The sequence below is a fragment of the Amylolactobacillus amylophilus DSM 20533 = JCM 1125 genome (assembly GCF_001936335.1).
Lineage (GTDB): Bacteria > Bacillota > Bacilli > Lactobacillales > Lactobacillaceae > Amylolactobacillus > Amylolactobacillus amylophilus.
Window position 1 is genome coordinate 171,800 of record NZ_CP018888.1, and the last position, 21,100, is coordinate 192,899.

25 protein-coding genes and 1 other annotated feature are annotated in these 21,100 nt (G+C 44.8%); of the genes, 2 read left to right on the forward strand and 23 right to left on the reverse strand.

The window, feature by feature from the left end:
* Positions 1 to 17 precede the first annotated feature (17 nt).
* The 5 genes from mltG to LA20533_RS00905 form a co-directional block, all read right to left on the reverse strand.
* Positions 18 to 1,136 (reverse strand): endolytic transglycosylase MltG, encoded by a 1,119-nt coding sequence (mltG, locus tag LA20533_RS00885; RefSeq protein WP_141322544.1) that lies wholly within the window; start codon positions 1,134 to 1,136, stop codon positions 18 to 20.
* Between the two features lie 53 nt (positions 1,137 to 1,189).
* A complete protein-coding gene (gene pheT, locus LA20533_RS00890) occupies positions 1,190 to 3,598 on the reverse strand; it encodes a phenylalanine--tRNA ligase subunit beta (protein WP_056946378.1) in 2,409 nt (802 codons plus the stop codon).
* Positions 3,598 to 4,647, reverse strand: a complete 1,050-nt coding sequence (pheS, locus tag LA20533_RS00895; protein ID WP_056946380.1) for a phenylalanine--tRNA ligase subunit alpha — start codon at positions 4,645 to 4,647, stop codon at positions 3,598 to 3,600. Before pheS ends, pheT begins: the two co-directional genes overlap by 1 nt.
* A 33-nt stretch (positions 4,648 to 4,680) precedes the next feature.
* Positions 4,681 to 4,883: a binding site (T-box leader), on the reverse strand.
* A gap of 38 nt (positions 4,884 to 4,921) precedes the next feature.
* Positions 4,922 to 5,251 carry a winged helix-turn-helix transcriptional regulator gene (locus LA20533_RS00900; protein WP_236693752.1) on the reverse strand — a complete coding sequence of 110 codons (330 nt, stop codon included), beginning with the start codon at positions 5,249 to 5,251 and terminating at the stop codon, positions 4,922 to 4,924.
* A gap of 69 nt (positions 5,252 to 5,320) precedes the next feature.
* On the reverse strand, positions 5,321 to 6,109 hold the full coding sequence (locus LA20533_RS00905) for a TrmH family RNA methyltransferase (protein WP_056946382.1): 789 nt from the start codon (positions 6,107 to 6,109) through the stop codon (positions 5,321 to 5,323).
* A 131-nt stretch (positions 6,110 to 6,240) separates the two neighbouring features.
* Between LA20533_RS00905 and LA20533_RS00910 the strand changes: the two genes are divergently transcribed.
* Both LA20533_RS00910 and yidC read left to right on the forward strand, forming a co-directional pair.
* Entirely contained in the window at positions 6,241 to 6,516 is a 276-nt protein-coding gene (locus LA20533_RS00910; RefSeq protein WP_054744828.1) for an acylphosphatase, read from the forward strand.
* Positions 6,517 to 6,573: 57 nt separating this feature from the next.
* Positions 6,574 to 7,590 (forward strand): membrane protein insertase YidC, encoded by a 1,017-nt coding sequence (gene yidC, locus LA20533_RS00915; protein WP_056946383.1) that lies wholly within the window; start codon positions 6,574 to 6,576, stop codon positions 7,588 to 7,590.
* 58 nt (positions 7,591 to 7,648) lie between these two features.
* On the opposite strand, the gene LA20533_RS00920 is transcribed toward yidC, so the two are convergent.
* From LA20533_RS00920 to LA20533_RS01000, 18 genes are all read right to left on the reverse strand, one after another.
* Positions 7,649 to 8,548, reverse strand: a complete 900-nt coding sequence (locus LA20533_RS00920) for an IS3 family transposase (RefSeq protein ID WP_156849151.1) — start codon at positions 8,546 to 8,548, stop codon at positions 7,649 to 7,651.
* The gene (locus LA20533_RS00925; RefSeq protein WP_075362768.1) at positions 8,524 to 9,231 is read right to left on the reverse strand and encodes a helix-turn-helix domain-containing protein; all 708 of its coding nucleotides are present in this window, start codon (positions 9,229 to 9,231) and stop codon (positions 8,524 to 8,526) included. The genes LA20533_RS00920 and LA20533_RS00925 overlap by 25 nt, the downstream gene beginning before the upstream one ends.
* Positions 9,232 to 9,376: 145 nt before the next feature.
* On the reverse strand, positions 9,377 to 9,595 hold the full coding sequence (locus LA20533_RS08640; protein ID WP_162254395.1) for an LPXTG cell wall anchor domain-containing protein: 219 nt from the start codon (positions 9,593 to 9,595) through the stop codon (positions 9,377 to 9,379).
* Positions 9,596 to 9,731: 136 nt separating this feature from the next.
* Positions 9,732 to 10,193 carry a BspA family leucine-rich repeat surface protein gene (locus LA20533_RS00930; RefSeq protein ID WP_056946957.1) on the reverse strand — a complete coding sequence of 154 codons (462 nt, stop codon included), beginning with the start codon at positions 10,191 to 10,193 and terminating at the stop codon, positions 9,732 to 9,734.
* On the reverse strand, positions 10,183 to 10,587 hold the full coding sequence (locus tag LA20533_RS00935) for a class C sortase (RefSeq protein ID WP_054746149.1): 405 nt from the start codon (positions 10,585 to 10,587) through the stop codon (positions 10,183 to 10,185). The genes LA20533_RS00930 and LA20533_RS00935 overlap by 11 nt, the downstream gene beginning before the upstream one ends.
* A gap of 9 nt (positions 10,588 to 10,596) precedes the next feature.
* On the reverse strand, positions 10,597 to 10,866 hold the full coding sequence (locus tag LA20533_RS00940; protein WP_056946960.1) for a sortase family protein: 270 nt from the start codon (positions 10,864 to 10,866) through the stop codon (positions 10,597 to 10,599).
* Between the two features lie 140 nt (positions 10,867 to 11,006).
* Positions 11,007 to 12,521, reverse strand: coding sequence for a HAMP domain-containing sensor histidine kinase (locus tag LA20533_RS00945; protein ID WP_082611592.1), 1,515 nt, complete (start codon positions 12,519 to 12,521; stop codon positions 11,007 to 11,009).
* Entirely contained in the window at positions 12,522 to 13,223 is a 702-nt protein-coding gene (locus LA20533_RS00950) for a response regulator transcription factor (RefSeq protein ID WP_056946963.1), read from the reverse strand. It abuts the gene before it with no gap.
* Positions 13,224 to 13,328: 105 nt separating this feature from the next.
* A complete protein-coding gene (gene gndA, locus LA20533_RS00955) occupies positions 13,329 to 14,753 on the reverse strand; it encodes an NADP-dependent phosphogluconate dehydrogenase (RefSeq protein ID WP_056946968.1) in 1,425 nt (474 codons plus the stop codon).
* A 114-nt stretch (positions 14,754 to 14,867) separates the two neighbouring features.
* Positions 14,868 to 15,446 carry a DUF177 domain-containing protein gene (locus LA20533_RS00960; RefSeq protein WP_054746146.1) on the reverse strand — a complete coding sequence of 193 codons (579 nt, stop codon included), beginning with the start codon at positions 15,444 to 15,446 and terminating at the stop codon, positions 14,868 to 14,870.
* Positions 15,447 to 16,601: a nucleotidyltransferase gene (locus tag LA20533_RS00965; RefSeq protein WP_054746145.1), complete on the reverse strand. Its 1,155-nt coding sequence runs from the start codon at positions 16,599 to 16,601 to the stop codon at positions 15,447 to 15,449.
* Positions 16,601 to 17,356, reverse strand: coding sequence for a class I SAM-dependent DNA methyltransferase (locus tag LA20533_RS00970; protein WP_056946971.1), 756 nt, complete (start codon positions 17,354 to 17,356; stop codon positions 16,601 to 16,603). Before LA20533_RS00970 ends, LA20533_RS00965 begins: the two co-directional genes overlap by 1 nt.
* Positions 17,356 to 17,709, reverse strand: coding sequence for a ribosome silencing factor (rsfS, locus tag LA20533_RS00975; RefSeq protein WP_054746142.1), 354 nt, complete (start codon positions 17,707 to 17,709; stop codon positions 17,356 to 17,358). Before rsfS ends, LA20533_RS00970 begins: the two co-directional genes overlap by 1 nt.
* Positions 17,702 to 18,325, reverse strand: a complete 624-nt coding sequence (gene yqeK, locus LA20533_RS00980; RefSeq protein WP_056946975.1) for a bis(5'-nucleosyl)-tetraphosphatase (symmetrical) YqeK — start codon at positions 18,323 to 18,325, stop codon at positions 17,702 to 17,704. Before yqeK ends, rsfS begins: the two co-directional genes overlap by 8 nt.
* Positions 18,318 to 18,962, reverse strand: a complete 645-nt coding sequence (locus LA20533_RS00985) for a nicotinate-nucleotide adenylyltransferase (protein WP_056946978.1) — start codon at positions 18,960 to 18,962, stop codon at positions 18,318 to 18,320. Before LA20533_RS00985 ends, yqeK begins: the two co-directional genes overlap by 8 nt.
* Before the next feature lie 12 nt (positions 18,963 to 18,974).
* Positions 18,975 to 19,289: a YhbY family RNA-binding protein gene (locus LA20533_RS00990; RefSeq protein ID WP_056946981.1), complete on the reverse strand. Its 315-nt coding sequence runs from the start codon at positions 19,287 to 19,289 to the stop codon at positions 18,975 to 18,977.
* The gene (gene yqeH, locus LA20533_RS00995) at positions 19,289 to 20,440 is read right to left on the reverse strand and encodes a ribosome biogenesis GTPase YqeH (protein ID WP_056946983.1); all 1,152 of its coding nucleotides are present in this window, start codon (positions 20,438 to 20,440) and stop codon (positions 19,289 to 19,291) included. Before yqeH ends, LA20533_RS00990 begins: the two co-directional genes overlap by 1 nt.
* Entirely contained in the window at positions 20,437 to 20,958 is a 522-nt protein-coding gene (locus tag LA20533_RS01000) for a YqeG family HAD IIIA-type phosphatase (RefSeq protein WP_056946988.1), read from the reverse strand. The genes yqeH and LA20533_RS01000 overlap by 4 nt, the downstream gene beginning before the upstream one ends.
* Between the last annotated feature and the right edge of the window lie 142 nt (positions 20,959 to 21,100).

The following is a 21,100-nucleotide window of genomic DNA, read 5'->3' on the forward strand; positions in this document are numbered from 1 at the left end:
CTAATTGTCAACGATAATTATTGACCCAAACCAGAATTCGTTGCTAAATGTTCATCATATGTGTGTGAATAATAAACCTTACCAGTATCTAAATCGGCAACAAAGTAAAGGTAATTCAGCTCTCGGTCAGCTGGGTTTAGTACAGCTTTCAACGAGTCTAGGCTGGGGTTGTTAAATGGGCCAGGACCAAACCCAGTATGAATGTACAGGTTGTACGGTGATTTAACAGCAGTATCCTTATTCGTCAGCGATTTTTTGTGCGTATTCAAAGCATACATTACAGAAATATCTGATTGAATCGGCATATCAATGTCCAGCCGGTTGAGGAAGACACCCGCAATCTTAGCCCGGTCCGTTGCCGTCACACCCTCCCGCTCAGTAAGCGAGGAGAGAGTCAGTGCTTGTTGGACCGTCAAATCTGCATCCCTAATCTGGCTAAAATACGGACTATAAACGGAGTTTGCCTTCTCCACCATCTGCTCGACTAGTTGTTTCAGCGTAGTGGACTTATAGAGGTCATACTTGGCTGGGAAAAGGTAGCCCTCCAGATGATAACGCACGTCCTTTTGCTCCATTGAGGACTTCAGCAACGCGGGATACTTCTTCAGTAAGCTATTTAAGAAGCTTTGATTCTTCATCAGGTCAAGGAAGTCGGCCTTTTTGAACTTCGTTGATTCCGCAATCGCATCACCAACTTGGTCAACCGTAATTCCCTCTCTCACGAGCACCTGGGCGGAGACAGTTCTGGTTCCACCAGTCTGCAGCTGCTTCACAATTTGTCTCAGAGTCATTGAGGGCGACAAGTAGAATTCCCCGGCCTGAAAGTCTGTATAACTGTTAGTCTTTGTCCAATAGTTAAATACCGTCGCGTTCTTGATCAGCTTCTTCTTCTCCAAGATATAGGCAATATCCTTATTGGATGAGCCAACAGGAATCTCTACTTTTACCTCGGATTTACTTGCAGAATTATATGGTTGGAGGGCACTATGTACAAATAAAGTTGCAGCTAATGCCACAATCACAATCAAAATTCCTAGGATACTGAGAATCCATTTAGTTAGTTTATGCGCGGCCTTTTGCTCCAGCCTGTCTTCTAACTGCTTCTGTTCGTTCAAGTCTGGTTCATTAAGATTCAAGGTCTTTCTCCCTTTACAATCGTCTCTAATTTTGCAAACGCGAATATCTCGATTTATCTTACCACAATTTGCAATTCAGAGCGCAAACTAGCCGTAATTTTATCCATTGCTTCCTCAATCTCACTATCTGTGAGGGTTCGTGCTTCGTTTTGGAAGACTAATTGGTAGGCAATAGACTTCTGATCATGGGCAATCTTCGCACCTGCGTAGACGTCAAATACCGTCAAGCTTAGTAGATCTTTACCAGCATTTTTGAAAATTACGTCTTCAATCACAGCATTTGGCGTTGTCGCACTGACCAATAACGAGAGATCACGCTTAATTGCCGGGAACTTCGGCGCTGGTTTAGTCGTCACCGTCTCGCGCTCTGATTCTAGCAGTGGCTCAAGATTTAATTCAAAGCCGTAGACATCGTGAGCCTTCATTTTCTTCGTGATACTTGGATCAACTTGGCCCACGAAACCAATTAATTGCTCACCAAGATAGACACCAGCAGTGCGCGTAGCGTGCATCCCATCTAACACCAATTCTTTGAATGCGACCGTATCCAATACGCCCATTTGATCTAGGAGATATTCAACCTGTCCCTTAACATAATAGAAATCCGTCTTTTGCGTGATATGTTGCCAGTTAGTTTCAATTGCATCACCCGTGTAAACTGCGGCAATGTGCTCATATTCATCGAACGATTGGCCAAATTGGTCAAATACACGCCCTTGTTCGTACAAACGCAGGTCTTTCTGACTTCTAGCCACGTTGTAAGCTACGGCGTCGAGCAATCCGCTCAACAGATTCTGTCTCATGGCAGTACGACTAGAGTTCAATGGCCATTCTACCTTGATTAATCCGTTCTGATTCTTTGTAAAAAGCTTACTCTTAGTCTCATCAGTCAGGGAATAGTTAATGGTTTCAATGAGTCCCTGGTTCTGCAGGAGATTCTTCCAGTGATTAATGAGCGTCTCCCGCTTAGAATAGCCGCCAAGAGTCTGCATCCCACTTGGAAGTGTCGCTGGAAGGTTATCGTAGCCGTAGATGCGGGCAACTTCTTCAATCAGATCCGCCTCAATGAAAATATCGAATCGTCTGTTAGGAACATTAACCTCTAAAACAGCAGTGGCACTAGCACTCTTCTGGTAGCTAAAGCCTAACCGAGAAAAGATTGTCGCAATCTGTTCAGTCGTAATCTCCGTTCCCAGCACATGGTTCACATGGTCAGTTGAAACATTGATTGTTAACTGTGGTTTCTCCTCGTCTTGACCAACTACCAGACCCTCATAAGTCTGACCATCGGCCAGTTGCTCTAACAAGTAGGCAGCCAGATCAGCCGCATTACGGGTATTATCCCAGTTCAATCCCTTTTCAAATCTGTTTGATGCCTCAGAACGAAGGTTGTGTCTCTGCGCCGTTTTTCTAATATGGGACCCATCAAAAATAGCACTTTCGAGCAGGACATCCTGCGTGTCAGTCGTTATTTCTGAATCCATGCCGCCCATTACACCTGCCAGACCAATTGGCTGCTCGCCATCTGTAATAAGGAGGTCGGCCTCATCTAGTTCAATCTCATTACCGTTCAAAAGTGTGATCTGTTCACCCTTTTGTGCCAAACGAACATCAATCCGGTTAGTCTTAATGACGCCAGCATCAAATGCATGCAGGGGCTGACCGGTGACCAGCATCACGTAGTTCGTGATATCGACCACGTTATTAATTGGCCGCACACCGGCGCTCATCAGTCTTCTTTGAAACCACATTGGACTCTTCTTGATCTGAATACCGTGAATCTTGCGCAGTAGATACTTATGGGTCAGTTGCTTATCCACAGTGACCGTGAAATCGTCCTGCCATTGTCCGAGCGCCTCAATGGGCTCATGATGCTTGATTGTTGGCAGCTGGTTCGTGATGGCACCAACCTCATAGGCTGCCCCCTCCATCGAAAGTGTATCTGCACGGTTAGGCGTGATATCGAAGTCGAGCACATAGTCGTCCATCCCGAGCGCCTCATAGACGGGCGTGCCTGGGGCAATCTCTTCCTCGAACACGTAGATACCATCAGCATAGTCCTTTGGGACAACGCTCTCGTCAAAACCAATTTCTTGCAGGGAGCAGATCATGCCGTTTGAAACTACGCCACGCATCTTGCTTCGTTTGATTTTCTCATTACCAGCAATTCGTGCACCATGTAATGCTACAATCACTGTTTGACCATTTGCAATATTTGGTGCCCCGCAGACAATTTGAATGGGTTCTGCTTCACCAACATCTACTTGCGCAACCTGCAAATGATCGGAGTCTGGATGTGGCGCAAGTCCCACGACGTGACCGGCCACAATCTTCTTTAAACCAGCCGCTAGATGCGTTACACTGGCAATTTCAATACCAGTTAATGTAACCTCGTTGGCCAGTTCATTTGGATCAATTTCTAAATCTAAGTAATCTTTTAACCAGTTATATGAAACTAACATTAAGCTTCCTCCGTTTTGAATTGTTCTAAGAAGCGGACATCATTCGTGTAGAAATCCCGAATATCGGTCACCCCATACTTCAGGATGGCGAAGCGATCAATTCCGATACCAAAAGCGAAACCACCGTAAACACTGCTATCAACGCCGGCATTCTCCAGCACGTTCGGGTGCACCATGCCGGCTCCTAATACTTCAATCCAACCCGTGTACTTGCAGACTGCACAGCCGGCACCATTACACTTGAAACAAGAGACATCCATTTCAACTGATGGCTCCGTAAACGGGAAGAAACTTGGCCGCAGACGAGTTTGTCTATCCTGGCCGAAGAAATGCTTAGCGGTCAACTCAAGCGTCCCCTTCAGATCGGCCATAGTCACGTGCTTGTCAATCACGAGCCCCTCGAGTTGGTTAAATTGGTGGGAGTGTGTGGCATCATCGTCATCACGTCTGTACACCTTACCCGGGCTCACCATGCTGAGTGGACCTTTTTCAAAGTCGTGTTGCTCCATCGTCCGCGCCTGGACCGGTGACGTCTGGGTCCGCAACAGGTGTTCCGCGTCGACATAAAAGGTATCTTGCATGTCACGTGCCGGATGATCTTTAGGCAAGTTCATCATCTCAAAGTTATAGTGATCGGATTCTACCTCAGGTCCGACGATGACACTGTAGCCAAGACCGATGAAGAACTGTTCTAGATCCTGCCGCATGATGTTGATGACGTGTTGCACGCCGGTATTTGGCCGCACGCCTGGCAGAGTAACATCAACTTTTTCTGCAGCCAGCTTTTTATTGAGCAAATCTGTTTCAATTTGTTGTTTCATTGTCGCAATCTGAGTTGCCAAATGGTCCCGCGCATCATTGACGGCCTGGCCAACCTCTTTACGCCGCTCCGGCTCCACATCCTTCATCGAATGCAAAATCTCCGTTAACGCTCCTTTTTTACCCAACAAACGCACTCGAGCATCGTTTAACTCCTGCTCTGTCTTACTGTTCTTAATATCGGTCAAACCTTTTTCTCTGAGCTTACTCAGCTTCTCAAATAAATCCATCTTTTTTCCTTTCCAATAAAAAAAGCTCCATCCAAAAGGGACGAAGCTTCGCGGTACCACCCTAGTTTATCCGCACACAGCGAATACACTCAAACTTTCGTTAACGGTGAAATACCGGAATTGATTAGATTCTACTCCTAAGCTGAAATTTGGTAGTGCTCTTCGGAATGCTTCCATTATCCATTCCTCGCTGTGGAAAAGTCCCACTACCTACTAGGCTTAATCATAGTCATTAACTAGTATATTAAAACAAAAAAAAGACTTGGTCAATTGACTAAGCCCATTTATCTGCCCATTGATGAACTTGATCCATCACTGGTTTTAATTCCATACCCTTTTTCGTTAATGTATAACTGATAATTCCCGATTCAGGATTAACGTTTCGCTTCACAACGTTCAGTAACTCGAGTTCCTTCAATCGTTCGACTAAAACACGATCGGAGCAATTGCTAATGGTCCGCGATAAGTCCTTGAAACGCATCTCTTCAGAGTCGCACAGCGAACTGATAATGAGTCCGTTCCACTTCTTACCTAGAATCTCAAAGGAGCTAACAAAATGACTACAAAGTTCATAGTCTTTAGTTGTTAATTCTCTAACAGTCATCATATCACCTCCATCTAGTTCAACCTTTTAGATACGCTTATTATAAATAATATACTTACTAAAAACAAGTTATTTTACTTGTACAAGTTGATACATGAGAATTCCGGCGGCTACAGCAGCGTTTAAGGACTCCGCTTTACCCGTAATCGGGATGTAAAGTTCTTGATCCGCTTGTTCAATGACGCTAGCACTAACACCGTGGGCTTCGTTACCAACTACAATCGCAAACTGTGCCGGAGCGCCGTAGTCAAACACGGACTGGGCGTTTTGGTTCAACAGGCTCACAAGAACAGGAATATCATTCTCCTTCAGACTAGCAATTGCCGCATTGATGTCCTGCCGAATCACGGGCAGGTGGAACTGGCTTCCCTGCATACTGCGTTGAACCTTAGCGTTATAGATATCCACGCTGTAGGGACTCAGGACTACACCATTGTAGCCGGCAGCATCGGCGGTCCGGACGATGGTACCGACATTACCGGGATCGGCTAAGCCATCCAGAATGACCCACCGCCCATAGTTGAATGAGTAGGTTCCCGGCTGATTAATCGGCAGCACCATGAAGATTTCCTGGGTGGTCACCGTTTGGCTTAAATGCTCCGCCAGTGAGTCGTTTATTTGAATAATTTTACTGCTATTCAGGTTGAGTAAGTCGGCTAGCTCGGGATTAGCAACTAGCTTGTCGAGCGCCTCCTTCGTGCCCAACAGAAATTTGAAACGCTTGGGAGCCTTCAGAGCTTCCTCAATGAGGTGGAAGCCCTCAATGATGTACTCTTGTTCCTGGTTGCGGTACTTCTTCTGCTGCAACTTCCTAACGTGCTTGATGGTCGGATTGTTCATTGAATTAATTTCTTGCATTATCGATATTTGCTCCATTTCAAAAGTAAGTCGTTACGACTTTATATAGCACTAGAATACCATGAAAAACCGAATTAGGTTAAAATAGGAGGAGAAATCTTTTTATTTTGATACCACACGGGAGGCAGCAGATGATCACAAACGAGATAATTGTGCACGGTTTAGTCCAGGGCGTGGGCTTTCGTTTCATGACGAAACTGGTGGCGGACCAACTTCACGTATTTGGTACGGTAGAGAATTTAGCAAATGGCGACGTGCGCATCGTCGCTCAGGCAGACTCAGAGACGATGACGCATTTCTTAACAAAAATTAAAGCTTCTCCCTCGCCTTCCGGGCACGTGGAAACCATGCAGGTCCGGGAATTAACGGATGTGCAACCACTACATTCATTTAGGGTGACTGGTTGAAATCAGCAATGGTAACAGGTACAATTCTTGATTAGATACACTTTGAAAGGATTTCAAATGAATAAAAAATTACTCAAGAAAATTGGCTTGTTACTGCTGGTAGCGAGCTTGATTGTCGTCGTTACAGGCTGTGCTCGCGTAGACTACTCGGCCATGAAGCCACCGACCGATCCGTTCATGGGCACGATTTACCGCTTCATTGGGCACCCATTGCAGAACCTGATGTTGGGTGTCGCAAAGTCAATGAGTGGTACAAACGGAGCAGGTTGGGCAATTGCTCTAATCACCTTCGTGGTCAGACTGATACTTTTACCGTTGATGTTGAACCAATCCTTGAAGTCTACCAGACAACAAGAGAAGATGAAGGTGCTCCAGCCCCAGCTAAAACTCGTTCAAGAGGCCGTTAGACGCCCTGGCATCACCCAAGCACAAAAGATGCAAATTAACCAACTTTCGATGCAGATTTACAAAGAGAACAACATGTCGATGATGGGTGGCATGGGCTGCCTGCCATTACTACTGCAACTCCCAATCATGATGGGAATCTACCAAGCGGTAGTTTACTCGAAGGATTTGTTCAGTGCCTCATTCTTTGGCATTGCACTTGGTAAACCTTCGATGATTCTAACCATCGTCGCCACACTATTGTACCTGGCTCAGGGCTACATGATGACGATTGGCGTACCCGAGGACCAGAAGAAGATGATGCGGACAACTATGATGATGAGTCCGTTGATGACCTTCTTCATCAGTTTCTCCGCCCCAGCTGCCTTGGCGCTTTACTTCTTGGTCGGCGGAATTATCGCCATCATCCAACAGGCCATCGTCTCATTCATCATTATGCCAAGAGTTAAGCGTGACGTGGACCGCGAGCTGAAGGAACACCCAATGAAGGAAGTCGTGACAGAGGGTACAATTAATGCTATTCTAAATCAAGAAACTGCAGATGCTGCAATAACCAATGCGGATTCGACAGCTACAGACGCTACCCCTACCACAAAGCAAAACGTTGAGAGTCGTAACAGACAGCGAAATGCCGGTAAACAACAGCATCATCATGATAGAAATAATTAATTTATTGAATAACCCTTTGGAGCTACTCCATGTCAAGTGGACAGATAAATAATTAAAATCAGGCAATATTTTTTGAGGCATGATTTCGAAATTCTTTCGGAGTCATGCCTTTTAGTGTGCTTTGTCTGCGTTCATTGTTATACCAGCTCATAAATTCCGCTATGTTGTCTATCAATTCTTGCTTTGTATTTGAAGTGTAGAACCTAAAGTACTCTTCTTTCATGTGGCTCCAGAAGCTCTCGATTGAACTATTATCACCTGGTTCTCCCGGTCGCGACATACTATGCAAGACTCCTTCAGCTGATAAGGTAGTGTTAAACAGCCCTGACACATAGCCGCTACCACGATCGCTGTGCAGTATTTCTGGTACTGCACCATATTCATTCTCAATCGCTAACTTAAATGTCTCTGTTACCAATTTTGCGGTTTCTGTATCATCTACCATCCACGCAATTATCGAATGGTCATACAGATCCTTTATCGCACTGAGCCGAAGTTTACACTGATTATTTATGCCATAGAGTAACTCGGTACAGTCTGTAACCCAATATTTATTAGCGTACCCGGGCTTAAAGTTGTGCGTATAGTCTTCGTTCAGTAGTAAATTTTTACTGATAATTTCTTCTTTACGTTTTTTTCTTGGTTTACGTTTGGTCTTAATTGAAGCTACTATATTATTTTCTCTCATGATTCGTCGCATTTTACTATTGGATACATGATATTGTGTATCGTCATTTACATGCATCACTAGGCGCTTTACCCCAAAGATATAGTTGTGTGCTTCTTCTAATTGAATTACGTAATCTAGGATGCCTTGATCATCGATATTCCTTTTCGATGGAACATGGTTTAACCAGGCATAGTAAGATGAACGTGCAACTTGCATAATTTGGCAGCTCAGAGCTACGCTGAAGACTTTTCCGCTTCTTTCATCTATTTTCTGTGATAATTCTTTAATTGCACGATATTTGTTCTCTTGGAATCCCTTCTTTCTATCTCCTGTAATTTTTTTAAAAGATTATTTTCTGTGGACAAGTAAGTTACCTGCTCCTTTAGTCGCTTAACTTCCAGTGCCTGCTTTTCGGCCGTAGTGAGTAAATCATTTTCAGATTTTCCCTTACCGCGGCGATCAATGAGTCCATCGGGACCGTATTTCTTCAACTTCTTAGTCCAACTGTATACCTGACCATATGAAACGGTGAACTTACGCATGGCACCACTATAGTCGTAATCATGTGCAATAACCCAATTTGTGATTTCTATCCGCTCTTTGAGAGTGGTTGATCTTCCTTTATTCATCTCAGATCTCCTAGTGGCCTCTAATTTATTACCACTAGTATACAGTTTTACCCACTGATAGATGACAGATTCATTTGATATATTGTACTTGTCACGTAGAAACGGTAGAGAAGTATCCGTACTGAGATATTCAAGGACGACTTTCTGTTTAAATTCTTGAGAAAAGTGGGTGTATTTCCTTTGTTTAAGCCCACCAATACCTTTAAGCTGATACTGATGTCTCCAACGTTTGACGGTACTTGTAGATAAAGAATGGTATTGGGCAACCTCAGTTATACCCCAGCCTTTATCTAAGAAGGACAATATCTCAATCTTTTCCTCAACACTATAATGTTTAGCCAAAATAAATACTCCTAGTTCGTGAGACCGGAATTTTAATTATTTCCGTGTCCAACTAACTAGGAGTATATCCTTTGGGGTTATTTTTTTGGCGCAAAAAAGGAACAATTCGGAGGTGAATTGTTCCCAGTTCGTAAGTTGATTTATCTTACTTCTTCAAGACTTGTTCGAGCGCTGCAAGGTCCTGCTTATTGCGCCGGTGTAACCTGAAGCCAAAGATGGATATTCCGGAGATGAGCACTAACGTTAACCCTGAAAGGAGCAGCGCCCGGGTGTTAGAGCCTGTTATAGGTAGCGTGTTTGGAATCGTCTCATATTCTTTCAGGACGTAAGTATCAGGCAGGTCGCCTTGATCAAGATTGAACACATCATCCGCGAGGCGTTGTCCTGCTGGTGCAGCAATTGTCCCACCGTTAGTTGAATCTACTGCAGTCCACTTTGTGGTAGCAGTTGCGTTAGGTAGAATTGGCTGCGAACTTGTTACTTGATTAGTCCAAAAACCATCACCAAATGTTATCTGTTTGGAGAGATGTCATCCCTCCAAAAATGTTAGTCATATCGATAACTTTTGCTGTATCAAAATTACTTAAAGCCAGATTGGTTATACCAGACGCATCCGCAAACATATACCGCATATTAGTCACGTTACTGGTGTCCCAATTATTGATATTTTCGATTTTTTCTAGATTAGTTAAATTAGCAAATAGATATCCTGAGTCCGTATTTGCAATTATTTTCTCTGTTACTGGAAAAATAATTTTTTTAATTTTGTCTTTGTATACGTCCCAAGGTGACAATGTACTTTGCTTTAATCTTCCAAAGTTTCCTGGTCCAATATGCATTGTCCCGTTAGTGTCGATATACCACTTCGCCGTACCGAAGATTCCTTTGGCTAAAACATCTTCAGTCACCGGAGTTTCGAGTAAATCACCGGTACCAAAAGGCTCCTGCGGGTTAATCTTCAATTTGAGTCCGGTCGTACCATATGTTCCGATGCTTGATTTGTGTCTTTTGTGCCACTTTAGTTGGTACCCGCTTGGCAAAAATCAGGAGGCGGTGACTGTTGATAAAGATCGGCGTACACGTCATCAATGTAATCCGATCCTGACCTGGCTTGACGTACAGGTGATCATACTCAGCATGATTGTTTGGGTCGATAACCTGCTGCCCAATGACCTTATACGACAATTTATCGCCAAATACATTGAGATAGATGATATCACCCTTCTTCAGGTGCTTGATGTTATCGAAATAAATCTGGTTGGCTAAGCCAGAATGCCCGGTCAAGACGCTGAGTGTATTCTTCCCACCCGTGGGTAAACTACTCCAAGCTAAATTGCCAATTCCCTTCTCTAACACCGCATCGCTTTAGCCATAGTAAATCACCATCGGATCCAGGTGAATGGCCGGAATACTGATGTACCCAATGGGCTGCTTCAGCTGCTCTCTCGTGAAGACAGAATTAATGTATTTTTCGCCAGCTGCCCACGCGTTCACCTGTTGCTGTGTGAAGATTTGCCTGTTATAGTTTCTTGCAGCTTCTAACTGCTTCGAATCGACATGTTTAGTCGCCTTTTGGTAAACCACTTTTGCGTAATCTTGCTTCTGTTGCGTATAAGCGACATAAATAAATGGCAATAAAAAAGTACCAAGCCAAACAACAGGCTTAAATAAAGCCAGAGATTCTTCTTCGTTGTTTGCTTGCTACTAATTTTACCCATGATTCAACCTCATTTACCGCTAAGTATAGCCGAACCAGAGGTCATTATTCAATTCTTTTACTTAGTATTTCTTGGAAAACTTATCTTGAACTGACTCCCGCTACCCTCAAGCGAATCGACCGTAATCGTGCCGTGGTAACTCTCCACCAGCTTTTTGGCAATCGGCAAGCCTAGACCATTGCCGCCCTTTTCCCTTGTACGAGCCTTATCAACCCGGTAGAATCTCCCAAAGATTTTCTCCTTATCCTCACGGCTGATTCCTTCACCGAAATCCTGCACGACCAAGTTCACGGTGCTCTCATTTGATGCTGCAGAAATAATGATTTCATTTCTCGTAGTTGAGTACTTAATGGCATTGTCCATCAGAATAATCAGAATTTGCTCAAGGTGATTCCGGTAGATTTTCATATTGGTATTCGGCTCCAAGTCGTCGTCGAGCTGAATCTCAAAGTCCGGGTGCACCAGACGAATATTATCGACGACCTGATGAACCACTTCTTCCACCTTTGTTACCTCATCTGGATACAAGATGTCAATCTGTTCTGCACGCGTTAAATCGAGCATCTCTTGGATCAAATGCTTCATGCGGGAGACTTCTTGGATGGAGGCCTTAATCGACTCATCCAACACCTCAGGGTCGTCTTTACCCCAGCGGTTCAACAAGTTAAGGTGACCCTCAATGACCGCTACGGGCGTACGGAGTTCGTGTGAGACGTCCCCCACGAAGTTCTTCTGCTGCTCGGTATAGCTTTGCATTCGGTCAAGCATCTGGTTGAAGGTTAATGTTAGTTCGCCTAATTCATCATTGCGTTTCAAGTCCGGAATCCGGGCGTCAGACTCAGGTGCATCATCCAAAGTCTTTGCAACCTTGGACATCAGCTTGATTGGCCGGAGAATACCACGCACCACCAGGTAACTTAGGACGATGGTCACCAGAATAGCCGAAACCGAGAGAACAATCGTCCATAATCGCAGCTCCGCGAGGATGCTGTTCGCATTATTCATCTCGTTTTGAGCCATGATATAACCAGTTAATTTGCCGGTCTGAGCGGAAACTACCGGACGGATACCTGTGAGCACATTCCTGCCCCGTCTATTGTTTATACGATAGCCGAAGTGGGCACTAGGACGTTCTTTAACATTAATCTCTTTACTTGAGAAAACTACTTCCTTGGCCTTGTTAAACACCACAAGCGTCAGGTCTGGCTTCGACAGACTACTGAGGACCGAATCATCAAAGACATTTCTTTGATTGCTACCCGAGATAGCGGGCTTGCCCTCAATCACTCGCTTAGTTTCCGGCGAAAGATTTGTCACCACATTTGAAATCATCAAATTATCCGGAATCTCCACCAGCCGATTTTCAACAATATTAATGGTATCAGCAGCGATGGCGCGCTCCTGCTGCATCAGTTTAGTTTGAATCAGAGTATAAATGGTCACAGAGAAGACCATGAAGGTAAAGGCAATTGTCAGTCCAACTAAACTGACCCATTTTGTCGTAATTGAAAAATGCCGCGGTTTTTTATCTTCCGCAGCAATTTTTTCCGACTGGTTAGTTCTTTTTTTCATCTAGTCGTCAGTCCTCATTACATACCCTGTACCGCGAATTGTCTTAATGTATGAAGGTTGTCCTTCAACATCAATCTTATTCCGGAGGTATCTGATATAAACTTCCACAACGTTCGTTTCAATCTTCGATTCTGGACCCCAAATCTTGTCGAGTAGTTGTTCACGACTTACAACGTTATTCTCATTATCGACCAACGTCATCAGCAGGTTGTATTCGCGTTTGGTTAAGTCAACCGACTTATCCCCACGCCGAACCATGCGATTGTTGGTTTCAATCACAAGATCCTTAAATTTAACTACTTCGCGGCTCGTAATCTTCGGTGAATTATGTGTATCTTCAATCTCCACCCGGCGTAATACGGCCCGAATCCGCGCCAATAATTCCTCAATCGCGAACGGCTTGACGATATAGTCATCTGCACCATGATCAAGTCCAGAAACACGGTCAATCACAGAATCACGGGCCGTCATCATAATAATTGGTGTCGTCTTCGCCTGACGAACCCGGCGCGCAACTTCTAAACCATTGAGTTCTGGCAGCATCAAGTCTAGGAGAATTACATCAAAGTTCTGACTTAGTGCAATTTCTAGACCGCGACGACCGTTATTCTCAACAACTGTTTCATAACTTTCATGTTGTAATTCGAGTTCTACAAAGCGTGAAAGATTTTTTTCATCTTCAATAATTAAAATTTTTGCCATATGCTCTCAGTCTTTCTTATTATTCTTTAATTGATTCTAACATAGATTAGAGCTATTTGCTCTATAATCACACAAAAAAAAGCTGTTTTGCAGCTTTTCTTAAATCTATTGTTCATTATACCACGAATAATGGAAAATTCCCGGACGATCTGTTCTTTCGTAAGTATGTGCACCGAAATAGTCACGTTGCGCTTGAATGATGTTTGCGGGCACAACTGCTGCCCGGTAAGAATCAAAGTATGACACAGAGGCAGATAGTGCTGGAGCAGGAATGCCTGCCTGCACTGCGAGGCTAGTCACGTCACGAACGGCATCTTGGTAGTTATTAGCGATGTCCGCAAAGTAATCGTCCAACAGCAGGTTGGCGAGGTTAGCATTTTGATTATAGGCATCAGTAATCTTCTGTAAGAACTGAGCGCGAATAATACAACCAGCACGCCAAATCTTAGCAATCTCACCGAAATTGAGGTTCCAATCATAGTTAGCAGATGCCAATTTCATTTGCTCAAATCCTTGAGCGTAACTCATGATTTTACTGAAGTAAAGGGCTTTCTTAACCTTATCAACAACCTCATCAACGTTCAAATTAGTTGGTTTGTTAGCTGGATCCTTCAACACCTCACTTGCAGCCACACGCTCATCTTTGAATGTGGAAATGTAACGTGCATAAACGGCTTCTGTAATTAGTGACTGAGAGACACCAATTTCGAGGGCGTTCTGTGAACTCCACTTACCAGTTCCCTTGTTCCCGGCTTTATCGAGGATTTTATCGACGATGGGTTCATCACTGCCCAGATCGTCTTTTCTGGTCAGAATATCTGCCGTAATCTCGATGAGGTAGCTTTCCAGTTCGCCCTTATTCCACTCGCTAAAAATCTCGGCGATTTGATCCGTTGATAATCCCAGTACGTTACGTAAGATATTGTAGCTCTCAGCAATGAGCTCCATATCACCATATTCGATACCGTTGTGGACCATCTTTACGTAGTGACCTGCACCGTTTGGTCCGATGTAGGTGACACAAGGAGCGCCATCAGCTGGTGCTTTAGCCGACATCTTCTCGAGGATTGGTGCAACGAGATCATACGCTTCCTTTTGACCGCCGGGCATCATTGAAGGTCCTTCAAGTGCGCCTAATTCACCACCGGAAACGCCCATCCCGATAAAGTTGATACCTGATTCGTCCAACATTTTGTTGCGCCGAACCGTATCTTCAAAGTATGTATTACCACCATCAATTAAGACGTCGCCTTTGTCTAGTAGTGCCAGAAGTTGTTCAATGACAGCATCTGTACCCTTGCCGGCCTGCACCATCATGATAATTCTGCGGGGCTTCTCTAATGAATTAACGAAGTCCTCAATCGTGTAGCTTGGTACTAGATTCTTATCCGCGTGGTCCTCCATTACTTTTTCAGTTTTGGAACCAGTCCGGTTGTAAATGCCCACTGTATAGCCACGGCTTTCAATGTTTAGGGCAAGGCTCTTTCCCATTACAGCCATTCCAATAACACCAATTTCAGGTTTTTGCATAATTTCCTCCATTGCATCCCAAATGTATCAGATTAGTATCGTGTATCTGCACACACTTACTCACAAAACAATCCTAGCAGAGTTTCCCACTAGATTAAAGCCAAAATACTCAGATTAATTATTTTCGTCATCTGTAGCCGAATCTTCACTTGCAGGAAACAATCCCTTCAGCTTCTCAAAAGCGGGGTTAATCTTCGTCACTTGCTCCTGTTTCTGCTGCTCTAAGAACTTCGACTCACTGACGACCTCCCAGTCATCACCCTTTGGCATCAGGTCTTGTTCTAGTTCCTCTTTAGTCAGATTTTGCAGTGGAATGTGCAACAATAGGTGATCCTCAACGGCCGTCTGGAGGTCGATCAGATCATCTTCCAGCTCGATAATCGTATCAATTGCTTCTAAGTCTTCCTGGCTTGGTGTCTCCTTTGTGTAGGCCTCCAGGAACTTGAAGTCGAGCTTCAATGGAACGGAATTCAGGCTTCTGGATGAGGGCACTGTAATGTCCGCAACCACATGCATCTGTGCGAACACAAATGGTTCGTCATAGAAGATTTGCCCCGTCACATTAGCTTTTTCCACTGAGATAATCAGCTCTTTAGCCCGCTCGAAGAAATCGGGGCCGAAGCTAATTGCTTCATCTACTTGAATCAGCGGATTCTTCTGGTCTGCCACTTGGCTAAAATTATATTTCAACATTTATTTCACCTCGTTTGGTCTGCGACCAAAGTTTTGATTTGACATAGTTAATTGTTCATAAAAACGGTCAACGCGGACCTGCAGGTCCATCGGACCACCGTTGGCGAGCTTCGCATCTACTCTGCTGTATATTGGTAACGTGAACTCCTTACGCTGGCGTTTAAGATATTTACTCCCCAGGTTAGTGTAGCCGAGTAAGAATAGGTATGGAGTACTCTGAGCCGTAGCCATCTCCTCTTCCGCCACGTTCAACAATGTGTAAAGACAAGTTCTACGTAAGCGTGAATATGTGTATCGTTTCGATTTGATTGCCCGCAGAAAGCTGGTGAAATCGTGATGATCGATGATCTCCGCCTTCATCTTGTACTGGAGTCCCTCGCTCATTTGGTAGATTCTAGCCAACTCCTTTGGCGTGCTAGAATCTAAGCGGTATCTGAGATAGTCAAACATCATGAGCCAGGTAGGAAACGACTTGGCGTTATTCACGGCCAGTACCTCGACCGGTGGCAGCCAATCATTCAACCGCTCCGTTGCCCCAACGTGAAGGATAAAGTTTCTGATTGAGGTTGAGCTCATCACTAACTCATCATCGACAAGTTCAGCCTCATGGGCCTGCCCAATTCTGCGAATAGGATGTAGCTGCAGTGGATGACCTAACTTGGTGTTAGCTACGGCGTATGCTACCGCGAGCATCAAGTTCGGTTGATTAACCTCGTAGCCGACTTCGTCCGTGACCATTTGGTTGTATTGCGTGGCATAAGTCTTTGTGTAGTCGCTGAAGTCAATATTATGCTCTGTGATATTCGCGATTTTATCACCAAGTTCTTGGAAATTCAGATTCTCGTCCTCCGCACCGAAAACCAGGTCGGTAACGCCAAGACTTGCAAGTAGCTTGATACCACCGGAAGCGAAAATATCGGCAGGTTGCACAGCATAGTTAAACGGTAGCTCAAAGACGAGATCAGCACCACTAGCTAGTGCTACCTTCGCACGCTCCCATTTATCTAGCAGCGCTACGTCACCTCTTTGCACATAATTACCAGACATGATCACAATAATCGGGTCGCTTTTTGCGACCAGACGGGCCTGATTGAGGAGAAATTCGTGACCGCTATGAAAAGGATTAAATTCTGCGATGACACCTACTACGCTCATTAAACCACCTTCCTACACTGAAAGAACCACCGACGCCCGGTGGCACCATCGAAGCCATCGGTGAAATCCGTCGTCAGCTCAGTAAGTTCAAATTGTGCTTCCTGTAGTAACTTACGGTACGTGGCGATGGGGTACGTTCTCTCGTGGTGCATTTCTTCGAAACACTCAAATTTGCTGGCGGTCGCTTCTGATTCGGTCACGTCTGTTGGAATGAAAATCTGGAGGTCATGTACAATACTGTGTGGCTGTTCCCCAATAAAGCTCTTCCAGACAAATGTGTAGTCCTCATTAATCTCATTAAACATGTACTCAGGGAAGACATGGTCCATCTGAAATAAGGAATGACTATCGAACAGAAACTGCCCGCCCGGCTTCAGCGCACGCCAAACGTTCTGAAAGGTTTGCCGTAATTGCTCTTCGTCCTTCAGGTAGCAGATGGAGTCATCGAAACAAATTACCGCATCATACTCCGCTGCAAAGTCAAAATTCAGCATATCAAGCAGCAAAAAATCCGTGTCCGAATCTCCGCCCACTTTTGAGGCAGCTAATTCCAGCATGGATTCGGATAGATCAGAAACGGTTAAATCATACTTCTCTGCCACCAGCCTCTGGGCCAGGTCGCCAGCCCCACTCGCTAGTTCCAAAATGCGCTGACCAGTTGGCACGCGCTTTTGCACATACTTCAACCACTCAGCGTATAATGATTTGTCCATCAGGTCATCGTAAACCGCGGCAAAAACTTGATAGTTATCCATTAGTCGACTAACTCTGCCACTGGGATTTCCTTCGCATCTGACCAGAGCTTCTCCAAGCCATAGAATTCCCTTGCCTCGTCGGTGAAGACGTTCACGAGGACTTCCTTGGCATCAATCAGCAGCCAATTAGAGTCCTTATTTCCTTCGATATTGAAATCGTAATAATTTACCTCTTTCAGCTTCTCTGAGACGTTCTCCGTGATCGCGTGTGCCTGTCTGTTCGAGTTACCGTTTGTGATGACCACATAGTCGGACAGAATACTAATTCCCCGCATGTCATACACGATTATCTCCTCGCCGTGTTTCTCGTCAACCGCGCCCACAATGAGTTTTAATAAGTCTTTGCTATTCAAAAAAATTCTCCTCTGTCTTGATTCCTAATTTATTATAAGCCGCTACGGTTAGGGGAAAAACCCGCTCTCGTCCTTCGATTAAGTATAATAATGTCTGTTGAAGTTCGTAGGCGACACCTGCGTCCAGATTTAGTGCTGTCCTCTCTCTCGCAACCTCAACCCCCGGGAATTTACGTCCCGGTTCGATGTAGTCGGCCATGAAGATGACCTTGTCGAGCTCGCTCATATCTGGGCTACCCGTTGTGTGGTGTCTGATTGCATCTAGGATGGCTTGGTCATGGATGTGCAATTCCTGCTCTACGTAGTTGGCACCAACGATACCGTGCCAGATGCTGCGATTCCATTCCAGTAGATTACGATCGAGTCCTTCTTCAATAATCGCTCTCCGATAATCCTCCGGTGCAACTTCCTTGGCATAATCATGCACGAAACCGGCCACCGCTGCGCGTTCTTGGTCCACGTGGTTCGTGGCGGCTAGTTCTTTTGCCATGTAGCTCGTCCGCACGCAATGAGCAAACCGAAAGTCACTCAGTTTGTTGCGTACACGTTGAACTAGTTCGTCACTGCTGAGGTCAGAAAAAGTGTTAGTAAAAAATAAATTGGTACTATTATCCATTGTATAAACCTTCTTTAGTAATGTACTCGCTCACACCCTGTGGAACAAGGTATTTCACGGAGTTGCCAGCCTGTAGTAACTCCCTAATCTGAGTCGAACTAACCGACATGAACGGTGCGTCAACCCAGATGATTGGAAAATCACACAGCTGGACGTAACCAGGTCGTTTCACGCCCACCAGCTTGATTAGGCTCGCGAGCTCATGCGGATTCTTCCAATTTTTAAAGTCACTAATCATGTCTCCACCCATAATCAGGTAGAAATCATTCTCTGGGTGGCGTCGTCGTAGTTCCTTTACCGTGTCGATTGTATAACTGATGCCGCCACGCATGATCTCGGTCAGATCCACCTTAAAGTGTGGGTTATCGCGAATTGCCAACCGAATCATTTCAACCCGGTGTCGTGGTGCAATGGCGCCTTTTTTATTCACATGAGGTGGAATATTATCAGGGATAAACCAGATTTCGTCGAGGTTTAACTTACTGTACACCTGTTCGGCCAAAATCAAGTGTGCGATATGAATCGGATTGAAGGTGCCGCCTAAGATACCCACAGCCTTCTTGGTATTTTGCTCCTGAAGAGCTACCTGTACCTTCGGTTCTACAACAACGTGTTTCATCGTACTCACTGAATTCATGGATCTACCCTCTTACTTGAGTTTACCTACATGCGCGGAAATATTCCGGTTCTTAGGCTCAGTTGCGCGTTTGTAGAACACCATGTTGCGGCCAATCTTCTGCACGAATTCGATAGTTGCATCCGTAGCCTGAATCTCCACTTGGACTTCCGCCGGTTCCACAACCGTATTTTGCAACAAAGAGATTTTCAAAAGTTCGTTCTTCTCAATCTCATTTTGCAACTGCTTAATCACAGCCTCTGTGATGCCGGCCTTACCAACCTGCATTGTTGCTCTTTGTTTCATTGCTAAACTTCTTAGATATCTTTTTTGCTTACCATTTAACATTAGATTATTGCCCTTCTCATGCCCAAACCAATTTGGTTCGGTGTGTATGTTTTAACTGTGATTCCGCCCGGGACCGTTATGAAGCCCACGCCGCCGAAAATCAAATCACTCTTATCCTGTGGTTTGAATATTTTACCTACGAGGCTTGGGATCTCCGCTAGCTGGTCCGTGCTTGGTGGTACTAATAGCTCACCAACGTGTTTCTCGTAAAACGCATCGGCATTCACCGTTTTAGTGCGGTGCAGATAGAGTTTCTGATCAGCATATACGACGAAGCTACTTGCCGGACCCGAAATGAAGTCCACGCGGCCAATTCCAGCTAGGAAAACGGTCTGACCGGGCGTCAACTGGAAGGTGACCGGCTTCAAACGTTTCTGCGGTGAGATTAAGTCCAGCTGGTCTGGGGCCAGGAAGTGCGCCAGCTGATTAGGCGAGATAATTCCCGGTGTGTCGATTAACATGTTGCCCTCGGCAAGCGGGATTTCGATTCGATCAAGCGTGGTGCCGGGGAACCTGGATGTGGTGATTAGGTCTTTGATATCCCCCATGGCTGCGATGATCGCGTTCACCAAGGTCGACTTCCCGACATTCGTTGTACCGACGAAGTAAACGTCGTTTTTCTTACCCGCACGTTGTGCTAGGAAGCTCAGAAATTCAGTAATATTTGTCCTTCTCTTAGCGCTCACTAAGAAAATATCCTCTGGAAAAAGACCCACCTTGTTGGCTTGTTGGCGTAACCAATCCTTGACCTTTCGCTGATTCGTGTTCTTTGGAAAGAGGTCAATCTTATTACCCACAAGGATGAATTTATTATCCCCGATAAAACGTGGTAGCGAAGGAATCACACTGCCATCGAAGTCGAACAGGTCGACTACGTTAACGACGAGTGCGTGGTTCGTATTCCCAATCGTGCTAAGCAACTTCAAGAAATCATCATTGTCAGTCTGAACCGGCATGATTTCATTGTAGTGCCGGAGTCTAAAACACCTTTGGCAGTAGATATTTTCTGTTTCGCCACTAAGGATTTTCTGTAAGGCGCTAGCAGGTAGATAGCCCGGTTCGTGCTCATCTGTACTCTGCAACACGGCTCCACAGCCAATGCATCTAATCTCTTCTGTTTTGCTCGTGCTGTTATTTTGTTCTAAACTCAATTTAGATACTCCTTAAAGGTGATTTTCCGCTTCATATTTAAAAAGAAGAAAATAAACTTTTCAAAGAAACGATTGATACTTGTATTCCAAGCATCCGTTTCAACTAACGGTTTTACCAAAACTGTCTTGGTTAAAGCTAGGTTGCCAGCAATCATGTCTGTCAGCAACTGGTCCCCAACCATGAGCGTCTGTTCACGCCTAAACCCAAACTGCCGCAGCGCCTTATTGATGCCCCCTGGCAGTGGCTTCTTCGCCCGCGCCACAAACTTGATACCGTACGGCGCCAACACCTTTTGGATTCTGGCATGATTATTATTTGAGATGACCACAAGCGTGATTCCACCAGCTAACAGGCGTTCATTGAGCTCGTCCATCGCCTCCACTGATTCCTCAATATTCCATGCCAAAAGCGTATTATCTAGATCACTGAAAACGGCATTTATGCCGCGCCGTTTCAAATCTGCGACGTTTAAATTATAAATCGAATCGATCGTGAGTGCTGGTCGAAAAATAGTCATGCAAAATCTCCTTTAGAATTACTTTCCCATTATACTTGAAACCTCACAATTTTTCATTGTTCAGGAAGTCGAAAAACATGTAATTAATGACTATTTTTAATATAATATAGATAATAGAGTGCTGAAAAGCAATTTTACTACT